The following is a 12,346-nucleotide window of genomic DNA, read 5'->3' as shown; positions in this document are numbered from 1 at the left end:
CAACCGGAGCGTGACCCGCAGCGCCGAGGCGGAAGAGTGCCAAGGCCAAGATCGACGTCCTCCACAGACCCGCTGGAGGACGCGCCCGGCGGGTCCTGACCGAAGCAGCGGAGCTCCGGCGCCAGGCTGGTCACCCGGGCTGGCTGAGTGCCCGCCGCCTCCTCGCGATGTCGTCCGGGTCCCAGCCCGGGTGCGGGACGGAGGCCAGCAGCAGGCGGGTGTAGGGGTGGGCGGGCGCATCGAGGAGCTCGGCCATCGGGCGGTGTTCGACCGGTCGGCCGCGGTGCAGCACCAGGGCCTCGTCGCAGACGTAGCGGACCACCGCGAGGTCGTGGCTGACGAGGACCAGGCCGATCCCCGCCTCGCGGCGGATGTCCGCGAGCAGGTTGAGCACCTGGGCCTGGACCGAGACGTCCAGGGCGGAGACGGCCTCGTCGAGCACCAGCACCGCCGGTTCGACGGCCAGCGCGCGGGCGATTGCCGCGCGCTGGCGCTGGCCCCCCGAGAGCTGACGCGGTAGCGCGGCCGCCTCCCGTTCGCCGAGGCCGACCTGGGCCAGCAGCTCACGGACTCGGGCCGCGCGGGCGACCCGGTCGTGGTGGCCGTGCAGCCGCAGCACCCCGTCGACGGTCGCGCCGATGCCGATCCGGGCGTCGAGGGACAGGTAGGGGTCCTGGAAGACGATCTGCACTGCCTTGGCGCGCGCCAGGCGCGCCGCGCGGCCGTGGACGGAGGGAGCCAGCGGCGTCCCGAGGACCTGGATGGAGCCGCTGTCCGGGCGCTCCAGGCCGACGAGCATCCGCGCGGTCGTGGTCTTCCCCGAGCCTGACTCGCCGACCAGGCCGAGCGCGCCGCCGGGCGGCAGGGCGAAGGACACCCCGCCGACGGCGACGGTCGTGCCGTAGGCCTTGCGCAGCTCGGTGACTTCGAGCAACGGTGTCGGCGCAGTGGACTGCGGCGGTGTGGTGTTTGTGGTGAGCGGCGGTGTCGTCATGGGTGGACCTCCGTGGTGCGCGCGAGCTCCGACGCGCGGAAACAGGCTGCTGAGCGGCCGGGCGTCTCGGGCAGCGGGAGCAGCTCCGGCGGGGCCTGGTCGCAGCGACCGGGCTCGACGAACGCGCAGCGCGCGGCGAAGGCGCAGCCGGGCGCGGACTCGGCCAGTCCCATGGGCGCGCCCGGGACAGGCTGGAGCCGGCCGAGCGGTCCGGTCAGCGGCGGGGAGGAGTTGAGCAGGCCGATGGTGTAGGGGTGGCGGGGAGCCCCGAAGAGCTCGTCCGCACGGGCGGACTCGACGATCCGGCCCGCGTACATCACGTAGATCCGGTCGCAGGAGGCCGCGGCGAGCTCGATGTCGTGGGTGATCAGCAACAGGCCCAGTCCGCGCTCGCGTTGGAGCCGCCCGAGCAGGGCCAGGATCTCCGCCTGGGTGCTGACATCGAGCGCGGTAGTCGGCTCGTCGCAGAGCAGCAGTCGCGGCTCTCCCGCCAGGGCGCCGGCGATCATCACGCGTTGCAGCATGCCGCCGGACAGTTCATGCGGGTACTGCCGCAGATGCCGTGGCGGATCGGGCAGGCCGACGGCCGCGAGGAGTTCCAGCGCCCGGGTCTGCGCCTGGCGGCGGGGCCAGCCGTGGGTCAGCCGCAGCGGCTCGGAGAGGAAGTCGCCGATCCGGCGGACGGGGTTGATGCCCGCCCGGGGGTCCTGGAAGATCATCGATGCGGTGGCGGTCCGCACCTCGCGCAGCCGCGCGGCGTCCGCGCCCACCAGGTCCGCACCGTCGACCAGCACCCGGCCGCCGGTCCGCGCGCCGGGCGGGAAGAGCCCGAGCGCGGAGCGCGCGGTCACGGACTTGCCCGAGCCGGACTCGCCGACCAGACCGACGACCTCGCCCGCCGCGACGTGCAGTGCGACCGCGTCGAGGACGGGGCGGGCGGCGCCGGGGAGCTCGATGGTCAACGCGTCCAGCTGCAACAAGAGGTCGCCGGCCATCAGGATTCCCTCCCCGCGAGGTGGTCGCCGAGCTGCTCGCCGACCACGTTGAAGGCCACGACCACCAGCACCACGGCCAGCGCCGGCAGGACCGCCGACAGCGGCTGCCCGGCCAGCACCGCCCCCTGACCCTGGTTGATCATCGCTCCCCAGTCGGGTGCGGGCGGTTGCACGCCCAGGCCCAGGAACGAGAGCGCGGCCAGATCCAGCAGCGCGTAGCCGAAGTTGACGGTGGACTGCGCCAGTACGGTCGGCGCGATGTTCGGCAGCAGCCGCCGCGCGGCGACGTAGGCCGGGGCGTGGCCCTGCACGAGGTAGGCGGCGACGTAGGGACGGTTCTTCTGCTGTGCCGTCAGGCTGCGGACCAGCCGGGCGGTGTAGGGCAGGTAGGCGATCGCCATCGCCAGCACCGGAGCGCCCAGACCCTTTCCGAACAGCGCTACGGCGAGGATCGCGAGCAGCAGGGACGGGAAGGCGAAGAGGACGTCCAGCACCCGGCCGATCACCGCGTCCACGCGTCCGCCGCGCCAGCCGCTGAAGAGGCCGATCGTGATGCCGCAGATGCTGGAGAAGACGACGACGCCGAGCGGGCCGAGCAGGCTGGTCCGGGCTCCCTCCAGCAGCGCGGAGAAGGTGTCGTGCCCGCCCTGGTCGGTGCCGAGCCAGTGGGCGCCGCTGGGGCCGGCCAGGGTTTCGGCGAAGTCGCCGACGGTCGGGTCCTGCGGCGCCAGCCAGGGCGCGAACAGTGCCACCAGCACAAAGAGGAGCAGCAGCGTCAGACAGATCCGGAACAGCCAACCGTGCGCGAGGAAGCCGCGAAGGAGGCCACGCTGGAGCCGGGTGGCGCCCGGCCGGCGCTGCAGAGTGGGCGGCGGGGTGGGCGGCGGCGAAGTGGTGATGCTACTCATCGGGCTCCTCCTCCGGCGGCGACCCTCGGGTCGATCAGCGGATACAGCAGGTCGACCAAGGTGTTGACGACCACGAAGACGGCGACGACCAGCAGCACCAGCGCCTGCACCACCTGGAAGTCCAGCTGGTCGACGCACTTCACGAGCAGCGAGCCGATGCCGGACATCCCGAAGGCGGTCTCCACGATCGCGGTACTGACGAGCATCCCCGAGACCAGCAGCCCGGAGACGGTGACGATCGGTCCGAGCGCGTTGCGGAACACGTGCCGGCGCAGCACGCTCCACCGGGGCGTGCCCCGGCTCAGCGCCACTTCGACGTGCTCGCGGCCCAGTTCGTCCAGCATCGCGGTGCGGGTGACCCGGGTGACGAGCGCCATGAAGGTCACCGACAGTGCGACGGCGGGCAGGGCGACGTGCTGGAGCTGGTCCAGCACGCCGCTGCCGTTGCCGACGGTGGGGAACCAGCCGAGCCGGACCCCGAAGACCGAGCGCAGGACGATCGCGGCGGCGAACGACGGCACGGCGGCACCGACCGTCACCAGCAGCAGCACCCCCTTGTCGGTGCGCGTCCCACGGCGGAGCGCGCCCAGCGCACCGGCGCCGATCCCGACGACGGCGATCAGCAGCGTCGAGACCCCGACCAGCAGCAGGGAGGCGGGCAGCCGGGACGAGATCACCTCACCGACGCTCTGGTGAAACAGGTACGAGCGGCCGAAGTCACCGTGCAGGACCCCCTCCAGCCAGTGCCAGTAGCGCACGAAAAAGGGCTGGTCGAAGCCGAACTGCCGGCGGATCGCGGCCAGTTCGGCCGGGCTCGGACTGCGTCCGCGCACCAGGAAGGAGACCGGGTCGCCGGGCGCGACGTAGAGCGAGGAGAAGACCAGGAAGGAGGTGACCAGCAAGGTCGCCCCCATGGCGAGCAGCCGCCGCAGGGCCGCGATGGCGAGGCTCATCGCTGCGCCCCGATCTCGGCGGCCCAGGGGTAGTAGAGGTAGTCGATGGAGGGCTGCACACCGGTGATCCGCTTGCCCAGGAAGACGTTGACGGGCTCGGTGTAGAGCGGCAGCCAGGGCAGCTCGTCCATCGCGATCTGCTGCGCCTTCGCCGCGGCTGCGGCGTGCGCGGCCGGGTCGGACGTGCCGATGGCCTTGCTGAGGGCCGCGTCGAACTGTGGGTTCGACCACTTGCCGTAGTTGCTGAACGCGCCGGTCTGCAGCGAGCCGTACATGTCCAGCGGGTCGGTGATGGAGGTGTACCAGAAGGTCAGGAAGAGATCGATGCCCTTCCGTGCGGCGGGGTCGGTGAACAGAGCGGTGTACTTGTCCGGCGAGATCGTGTCGATCTCCGGCTTGAGACCGATCGCGGTGGCGGCCTGGGCGACGGCCTGGGTGATGATCGTGGTCTGCGAGTCCAGCGGGCTGGTCGCGATGACGACCTTCTGGCCGCTGACGCCCGCCTTGGCGGCGAGCTGCTTGGCCTTGGCCGGGTCGTAGGGGTAGGCGGGCAGCTCCCTGAGCAGACCGTCGACGGTGCTCTTCGGGCTTGCGTTCCAGTTGTTGCGCGTCACCAGGGAGTCCGCGACTTCGCCGGCCCCGGCGACGCCGGCCTTGATGATGCCCTTGCGGTCGATCGCCATCAGCAGCGCCCGGCGCACGTCGGCCTTGCCCAGGGGGCCCTTGAGGTTGTTGACGACCTCGTCGGCGACGGTGGTGTTCTGCCCGTAGTAGAGCTTGCCCGCCGAGGAGGAGCCGAGCTTCTTGTAGGAGTTCGCCGGCACCATCCAGCCGCCGTCGACCTCGCCGGTTTCGAAGGCGTTGACGCGAGCGGTGGCGTCGGGCAGGAAGACGAACTTCACCTGCTTGGACTTGGCGCGCAGGGTCTTGGCCCAGTAGCCGTCGAACCGGTTGAGGATGAGGGACTGGCCCGCCTTCCAGGAGGAGAAGGCAAACGGCCCGGTGCAGTTGACGCCCTTGGCCGGGTTGCCGTAGTCCTTGCCGTCCTTCTTGAGCGTCGCGGCGGACTCGACGGTGCCGGGGCTGGCTGCCATGTACTTGTTGAAGGTCGAGTCGGGGGTGGAGAGGGTGACCGTCACCTGCATCGGACCGGTCTTGTCGACCGACTTCACGTTCCGGTACGGGTAGGACCAGTAGCTGGCGACCTTGGGGTCGAGGTTGCGGCGCAGCGAGGCGACGACGTCGTCGGCGGTGAGCGTGGTCCCGTCGTGGAAGTGGACACCGCTGCGGATCGTGTAGACCCAGGTGGTGGGGGTGGGGTTGGCGTAGCGGGAGGCCAGGCCCGGCGAGGTGGTCAGGTCTGGGTTCCAGCGGAGCAGGCTCTCGCAGACGTTGGCCAGCACGGTGTTCGGCGGGTAGTCGAACGCGTAGGCGTAGTCGATCGAGGTCGGCTCGGCGAACAGGGACCAGGTGAAGGAGTCGAGCTCGCCTGCGCTCGCCGGGGTCTTGGCGGTCAGCTTGTACGCGGCCCCGGTGCCGGCGCTGCCGTGGGAACCCCCGGGGTCGGCGGTGCCACTGCAGGCGGTGAGCGCGAGGGCGCAGAGCGCGGAGAGGGCTAGCAGGAATCTGCGCAGGGGTCTGGTGCTCGTGCTGGTGCTCATGGGGATGCCTCCGGGCGGAGCGGGACGGGTGCGAAGCGGCGGGTTGTGAGGGGTGCGAGGCCGGGCGGGCGGCGCGGCGGGTCAGCTGTCGGCGACGTGGACGGGGCGGCCGTCGAGGAAGGTCATCCGGACCGTGGTGTCGCCGATCTCCTCGGGAGGCCCGGCGAAGGGGTCACGGTCGAGTACGACCAGGTCCGCGCACTTGCCGGGCTCGACGGTGCCGCTCTCCCGGTCCAGGTGGTTCACCCAGGCGCTGCCGGCCGTGTACGCGGTGAACGCCTGGGCCAGGGTGAGCGCCTGCTCGGGGTAGAAGGGCCGCCGGGGCCGGCGGTCGGCCGAGGCGTTCGGCGCGTCGACCGGCACGGCGCGGTTGACTGCGACGTGGATGCCCCAGAGCGGGTTGGGGCTGCTCACCGACCAGTCACTGCCCGCCACCAGTCGGGCCCCGGCGCGGGCCAGGTCGCCGAACGGGTACTGCAGCGCGGCGCGTTCGGCCCCGAGGAAGGGGATGGTGAGGTCGTCCATCTGCGGCTCGTGGGCGGCCCAGAGCGCCTGGATGTTGGCGGCGGCGCCGACCTCGGCGAAGCGCTTGAGGTCGTCCGGGTGGACGAGTTGGAGGTGGGCGAGGTGGTGCCGGTTGTCGTTCGCGCCGTTGGCGGCGCGGGTCTGTTCCAGGGCGTCCAGGACCTCGCGGACGGCGCGGTCGCCCAGCGCATGGAAGTGCAACTGGAAGCCGTGCGCGTCGAGTTGGGTCACAGCTTCGCGCAGGACGGTCGGATCGATGAAGCTCAGACCGGAGTTGGCGGTGGCACAGCCGCAGACGTCGAGGTAGGGGTCGAGCATGCTCGCGGTGAAGTTCTCGGCGATGCCGTCCTGCATGATCTTGACGGTGGTGGCGTTGAAGCGACCCACCCGGCCGTGCCCTCGGCGCTCGAGGAGGTCCGGGATCTGCTCCGTGCCGCGCTCGCGGTCCCACCAGAGCGCGCCGACCACGCGGGCCTTGAGCGAGCCGTCGCGGGCGGCGTCGACGTAGACGGAGAAGTTGTCCGGATTACCGGGGAACGCGCCGATCATCGCGTCCTGCCAGGCGGTGATGCCCAGTGAGAAGAGGTACTCCTGTGCGACGAGCAGCCCGGCGCGGGCCTCCTGTGGCGTGGCCACCGGGACGAGGTCGCCGACCAGGTCCATCGCGCCCTCCTGGAGGGTGCCGATCGGTGTGCCGTCCGGCTCGCGCTCGATCCTGCCGTCGGCCGGATCGGGGGAGTGCCGGTCGACGCCCGCCAGCTCCAGCGCACGGGAGTTGACCCAGGCGCCGTGGCCGTCCCGATTGGTCAGCAGCACCGGCCGGTCCGGGACGACGGAGTCGAGCATCGCCCGGGTCGGGATGCCGTCGGGGAAGACGTCCATCGACCAGCCGCCACCCCTGATCCACGCCGCGTCAGGGTGCGTGGCGGCGTAGTCGGCGACCGTGGCGAGGTAGCCGTCGATGCTGCGCTGCCCGGACAGGTCGCAGCGCAGCATCTGCACGCCGGCCACGGCGGGGTGGACGTGGGCGTCCTGGAAACCCGGCGCGAGCAGGCCGCCGTCGAGGTCGACGACGTCGGTCGCCGGACCGACGAGTGCGCGCAGCTCGGACTCCTCGGTGACGGCGAGAACGCGGCCGCCGCGTACGGCGACGGCCGCCTCGACGGGCGCGTCGCTCGTGCCGGTGAAGACCCTGCCGCCGCGGAACACCGTGTCGGCCTGCTGATCCTGATTCGCCATCGGCGATTCCTCCCCGTGTCGTGGTGAGGAGGAGTGAAGCGGCGCGCAACGCTGCTGTCAACTATGTTGCGCTCGGTCCCTCGCGCATCGTTACACTGGCCGGACCATGTCGAAGCCACCCTTGGACACAGCCGCGGGCCCCACCGCCAAGCCGGGCAGGAAGCCGGCCGCGACCCCCGCAGACCGCAGCCGGAGCAAGCGTTCGGGCAGTCAGCTGACGCCCGAATCGATCATCGAGGCCAGCCTGCGTATCGCGGCGCGCGGCGGTGCCGACGCCTTCACCGTGCGCCGCCTCGGCGAGGAGCTGGGCGCGGATCCGACCGCCGTCTACCGGCACTTCCGCGACAAGGACGAGCTGCTCCTGGAGGTCGCCGATCGCACCCTCGGCGAGGTCCTGGACAGCATCCCGGACGGGCTGGGCTGGCAGGACCGCATCCGCGCCCTGGCCGACGGCTCGCTCGCGGTAGCCCTCAAGTACCCGGCTGTGGCCTCGGCCATGGCCAGCCGGACGACCCGGCGGGCCAACGAGTTCCGCATCGTCGAACTCATCCTCGGCGCGGTGACCGAGGCAGGCCTGAGCGGCGCGGAGGCGGCGGTCCACTACCGGATGGTGGGCGACTCGCTACTCGCCCTGGTCGGCCAGCGCGCCGCATACCTGCTCTTCTCGGCAGAGGCCCGGGCAGCGGACGAGTCGTCCTGGAAGCGCGAGTACCGGCTGGTGGATCCGGCGACATTTCCGCAGATCACTGCAGTGGCACCGGAGTTGGCCGAGGTGACGCAGGAGCAGATCTACGACGCCAGGGTCGAGGCGCTGATCACCGCGATCGAGCGACGGGCGGGGGAGCTTCACGGCGGGACGTGAGCCAGGGCGCGGGTCGGGAGTGAGCCGGGGACTTGGCGCAATGCTGTTGACAACGGCGTTGCGGCGGCAGTTCACTCCCGGTCAGCATCGTTCGATCCCCCAGAGAGGGATTCTCATGCACCGGGAATCTGCCAGATCGAGCACCACTTCCCCAGCCACCCCCAAGACCCGCACCGGCTTGCCGGACCGGCTCGGGCTCGCCTTCTCCCTGCACGGTGAAGCCCGACGGCGCGGCATGCCGGTCGCCGAGGTCGCCGGCGAACGCGCGGACCGCGCGGAACGTGAACTGAACCGTCGCCAACTGCTCGCCGCAGCAGGCGCGATCACCGCCACCGGCCTGACCGGGGCGGCACTCGCAGGCTCGCCCCGAGCGGCTGCCGCTCCCGCTGCCACCACGTCCGGCGTCATGGCCCCGCGCGTCGTCATCGTCGGCGCCGGCCTGGCCGGACTGCGCTGCGCGCACCAGTTGTGGACGGGACCGAGGGCGATCGCCTCCACCGTCTACGAGGCCGACACCACCCATGTCGGCGGCCGCTGCTGGTCGCTGCGCGGCTTCTTCGCGGGCGGCATGGTCAGCGAGCACGGCGGCTCCTTCATCAGCTCGACGGACACCGCCGTACTCGGCCTCGCCAAATCCTTCGGCCTCAAGACGGAGTACGCGAACGGCGGCACGCTCAACGCGGGCACGTACGCGGGCTGGGTCGACGGCGGACGCTACGACGGCGCGCAGCAGCAGAGCGACTGGGTCGCCGAGGCATACGACGCGTTCGCCGCCTCGTACGCGGCGATGGGCACCCCGCGCTGGAACAGTTCCACCGCCGAGGCGAAACGGCTGGACCGGCTCTCCTGCCTCGACTACCTGGCCGAGATCGGCCTGCCCCCAAGCTCCGGGCTGGGCCAGCTGATCCAGTCGCTCCAGCTCCAGTCCGGCGGCGAGCCGGCGCACTCCTCGGCGCTGGGCATGATCGGCTTCCTGGGCAGCTCCTCGACCTTCGACGGCGGCCCCGGCTTCGACGAGAAATACCACCTCGTCGGCGGCAACGACCAGTTGGTCAGCGCCATGGTCGCCCAGCTGCCTTCCGGCACCGTCCAGCAGGGCTACCAGCTGGTGGCGGTGGTCCGGAACAGCGACAGCAGCTACACCTGCACCTTCACCTGCTCCGGTGGCGGCGGCGCACCGGTCTCCGTCCACGCCGACCACCTGGTGCTCGCGCTGCCGTTCAGCACCCTGCGGGATGTCGACCTGTCCCGGTCGGGGCTCTCTGCGCTGAAACTGACGGCGATCCAGCAGCAGGGCATGGGGCAGAACGCCAAGCTGGTCACCCAGCTGAACAGCAAGACCTGGCCCTCCCTGGGTTACAACGGCGTCAGCAACACCGGCCCGACCGGCTACCAGACCTCCTGGGACGGCTCGGTGCAACTCGGCCCCAAGGGCAGCCCGGCCCTCCTGGTCAACTTCCCCGGTGGCGACACCGCCCGCTCCGCACTGACCGGCACCGCCCACGGCCCGGCGCCGTCGGCCGACGTGAACTGGTTCCTCACACAGATCGAACACGTCTACCCGGGCACAACGGCGGCGTTCAACGGCCTCGCGTACGAGGACCACTGGTCCCTCGACCCGTGGCACAAGGGCGCGTACCACTACTACAGGACCGGGCAGTACACGACCATCGCCGGCTACGAGGGCGCCCAGGAGGGCCGAATCCACTTCGCCGGCGAGCACACGGACGTCGACAACGCGACGCTGAACGCGGCGGTCGCCTCCGGCGAGCGGGCGGCGACGGAGGTGTCCGCACAGGTCTGAGCAGCAGCGGGGACTGGAGGCGGCGCCAGATTCGCAGCCTTGTGATGACAAACGCGGCTATGTCTTCCTCGTCGCCGTCGCCGTCGCCGTCGCCGTCGCCGTCGCCGTCGCCGTCTGACTCCGCTCATGACCGTCAGGGCATCTACCGCGCGGCGACAGCCTCGATCTCCAGCAGCCACGCCTCGTCGTAGATGCCTGTGATGATGACCGTCAGAGCCGGGGAATGGTCGCCGAGTACCTCGCGCCGGATGGCAGAGTTCTCCTTCCCACAGTGCGGCAAACCCCTCTGGGAGGGAGCCATCCGGAGCCGCCGGAATCTGTCCGGAGACGTGGACCAAGCGTGCTTGGTACCCGCACGCGAGCCGCCAGCAGCTTCTTCCACGCCGCCGCGGCGCCGGAGTGATCTCCCGCTTCGTCACGCCAGTGGGCGACGAAACCCAGCGTGGTCAGGGTGGCGGGATGGTCCGGGCCCAGCACGCGCAGGCAGGCCTCCAGGAGTTGCTCCTGCGTGGCTGCAGCCCCCGTTGGATCTCCTGCCGTCGAGATGACCGGGATCATTCACACCGACCTCGCCCCGGGGGAGCTATTGCGGCGCGAGCACGTCGTGGACAGCGGATACGTCACCCCGGCGCACATCGAGCGGGCCCCAGGTGTACGGCATCACCCTGCTCGGCTTTGTTGCGGCCGACAACAGCCGCCAGGCCAAGGCCGGTTCGGGTTTCGCGAAATCATCATTCCCCCTCGACCGGGACCGTCGACAGGCCACCTGCCCCCAGGACGCGGTCAGCCGGGAGCGGAGACCGCTGCGGATCAGCGGACACGACTACATCCAGGTCAAGTTCGCCAAGGCCGACTGCCTGGCCTGCCCGGTCTGCCCGCAGTGCACCACCTCCGTCACCCGGCCAAGAGCCCTCGCCCTGCTGCCCACCCGCTGGTTGTCATGACCGGCGATGAGAGGATCGCCACCTGCCCGGACAGGGCGTTGTTGAGGCCGAACAGGGGAGGCGTGCAGTGGGGCTGGGAACAGTGGTCGTCACCGGGGCGGCAGGAAACATCGGCTCGGTCGTGCGCCGGGCGTTGCGCAGCGAGGTCAGCCGCCTGGTCTTGCTCGACCGCGTTCCCCTCCAGGCCGAGGCCGCGAACGAGGTGGTCCACACCGTCGACCTTCGGGACGCGGCCGCCGTCGAGGCTGCGCTCGCGGGTGCGGACACCGTGCTCCACCTGGGCGGCCTGCCGGACGAGGCACCGCTTGAGGATCTCCTCGACGCCAACGTGCTGGGCACCCACCATGTCCTGGAAGCCGCCCGGCGCGCGGCGATTCCACGGGTCGTGCTGGCCAGCAGCAACCGCGTGACCGGTTTCTATCCCACGGCCCATCGCACCGGCCCACAGGAGCCGGTGCGCCCCGATGGCCTGTACGGGGTGAGCAAGGCAGCTATCGAGGCCCTGGGGCAGCTGTATGCGGACAAGTTCGACGTTTCCGTGATCTGCCTGCGTATCGGCAGCTTCGAGGAGACGCCCACCGAGCCGCGCCACCTGGCGACCTGGCTCAGTCCGCGCGATGCCGTCGGCTTCTGCCGCGCCGCGCTTACCGCCCCGCTCTCCACGCGCTTTGCCACGGTGTACGCCGTATCTGCCAACACCCGCCGCTTCTGGGAACTCCCCGCGGAATCCGAACTGGCCTACACGCCCATCGACAACGCCGAAAAGCATGCGCCGCACATCACCGACGCCGACGTCCCTGCCGATCCCGAAGCTCCGCAAGCCGGCCCGTATGCCCTGCCCGAGTTCACGTTGAAACACATCCGGCCCTGACTCGCCTGTGGCGCACCGCTCGGGCGTTCCGGTGGCTCTCCGAAGTCGGTCACCCCGCGCCTGTGGCCGTGCCGGGAGAAGGCTGGCTCTCCTGCGCGGCAAGCGCCGCGTCGAGCTACCAAGAGGCCCTGTTCCATGCCCGCGGCCAGCGGCGATCACCCGATCGAGACTCCCGTTCGACGCACACCCGTCAAGATCGGAACGACAACAGCCACTAAGAAACGCGCGCAGCCGACCCCTATGACCTCACCGCCCCAGAGCCCCCAGAGTCTGGGAAGTGCGCACGTTCAACCCACCACCACCGAGCCGGATTGATCGTTGACGCTGTCATGAAGACACCACGCCTCCTCATGGCAGCTGCGCTTTCTGCCGTGGCAATCATCACTCTGGCAACCCCTGCTTCCGCCGTTTCTTTGCCCCCGCCACTGCCGACGCTGAACTTCATCGGCAGCATCGTGGTGAAGACCCTTGTGGGAGGCGCAGATTTGGTTGGCCTGTAGCTGGTTATCCACCCGTAGGCCAACAAGTGCCGACGCAGGTCGCCATACGGCTGCGGCTGTCGGTGAACTTCGAAAGCTGGCTCTGTCCCT

At 70.7% G+C, this 12,346-nt stretch carries 11 protein-coding genes; 4 read left to right on the top strand and 7 right to left on the bottom strand.

Annotated features, from left to right (window positions below; translation table 11 throughout):
* Window positions 1–130 precede the first annotated feature (130 nt).
* From AB5J56_RS02225 to AB5J56_RS02200, 6 genes are all read right to left on the bottom strand, one after another.
* A complete protein-coding gene (locus tag AB5J56_RS02225; protein ID WP_369229451.1) occupies window positions 131–994 on the bottom strand; it encodes an ABC transporter ATP-binding protein in 864 nt (287 codons plus the stop codon).
* Window positions 991–1,989, bottom strand: coding sequence for an ABC transporter ATP-binding protein (locus AB5J56_RS02220; protein ID WP_369229449.1), 999 nt, complete (start codon window positions 1,987–1,989; stop codon window positions 991–993). The genes AB5J56_RS02225 and AB5J56_RS02220 overlap by 4 nt, the downstream gene beginning before the upstream one ends.
* Window positions 1,989–2,897, bottom strand: a complete 909-nt coding sequence (locus tag AB5J56_RS02215) for an ABC transporter permease (RefSeq protein WP_369229447.1) — start codon at window positions 2,895–2,897, stop codon at window positions 1,989–1,991. Before AB5J56_RS02215 ends, AB5J56_RS02220 begins: the two co-directional genes overlap by 1 nt.
* Window positions 2,894–3,850, bottom strand: coding sequence for an ABC transporter permease (locus AB5J56_RS02210; protein WP_369229445.1), 957 nt, complete (start codon window positions 3,848–3,850; stop codon window positions 2,894–2,896). The genes AB5J56_RS02215 and AB5J56_RS02210 overlap by 4 nt, the downstream gene beginning before the upstream one ends.
* Complete coding sequence (locus AB5J56_RS02205; RefSeq protein WP_369229443.1) at window positions 3,847–5,511, bottom strand: ABC transporter substrate-binding protein; 1,665 nt, start codon at window positions 5,509–5,511, stop codon at window positions 3,847–3,849. Before AB5J56_RS02205 ends, AB5J56_RS02210 begins: the two co-directional genes overlap by 4 nt.
* Window positions 5,512–5,592: 81 nt before the next feature.
* The gene (locus tag AB5J56_RS02200) at window positions 5,593–7,275 is read right to left on the bottom strand and encodes an amidohydrolase (protein ID WP_369229441.1); all 1,683 of its coding nucleotides are present in this window, start codon (window positions 7,273–7,275) and stop codon (window positions 5,593–5,595) included.
* Window positions 7,276–7,381: 106 nt separating this feature from the next.
* On the opposite strand from AB5J56_RS02200, the gene AB5J56_RS02195 reads away from it, so the two are divergent.
* Entirely contained in the window at window positions 7,382–8,137 is a 756-nt protein-coding gene (locus tag AB5J56_RS02195) for a TetR/AcrR family transcriptional regulator (RefSeq protein ID WP_369229439.1), read from the top strand.
* A 115-nt stretch (window positions 8,138–8,252) separates the two neighbouring features.
* Window positions 8,253–9,941, top strand: coding sequence for a flavin monoamine oxidase family protein (locus AB5J56_RS02190; RefSeq protein WP_369229437.1), 1,689 nt, complete (start codon window positions 8,253–8,255; stop codon window positions 9,939–9,941).
* A 210-nt stretch (window positions 9,942–10,151) separates the two neighbouring features.
* On the opposite strand, the gene AB5J56_RS02185 is transcribed toward AB5J56_RS02190, so the two are convergent.
* The gene (locus AB5J56_RS02185; RefSeq protein ID WP_369229435.1) at window positions 10,152–10,499 is read right to left on the bottom strand and encodes a tetratricopeptide repeat protein; all 348 of its coding nucleotides are present in this window, start codon (window positions 10,497–10,499) and stop codon (window positions 10,152–10,154) included.
* Window positions 10,500–10,591: 92 nt separating this feature from the next.
* Here AB5J56_RS02185 and AB5J56_RS02180 point away from each other — a divergent pair, with 92 nt between their 5' ends.
* Both AB5J56_RS02180 and AB5J56_RS02175 read left to right on the top strand, forming a co-directional pair.
* The gene (locus tag AB5J56_RS02180; RefSeq protein WP_369229433.1) at window positions 10,592–10,885 is read left to right on the top strand and encodes a hypothetical protein; all 294 of its coding nucleotides are present in this window, start codon (window positions 10,592–10,594) and stop codon (window positions 10,883–10,885) included.
* 67 nt (window positions 10,886–10,952) lie between these two features.
* On the top strand, window positions 10,953–11,756 hold the full coding sequence (locus tag AB5J56_RS02175; protein ID WP_369229431.1) for an NAD-dependent epimerase/dehydratase family protein: 804 nt from the start codon (window positions 10,953–10,955) through the stop codon (window positions 11,754–11,756).
* The last annotated feature ends 590 nt before the right edge of the window (window positions 11,757–12,346 follow it).

Source organism: Streptomyces sp. R21, assembly GCF_041051975.1.
Lineage (GTDB): Bacteria > Actinomycetota > Actinomycetes > Streptomycetales > Streptomycetaceae > Streptomyces.
This window is presented reverse-complemented; position numbering and strand designations above follow the sequence as displayed.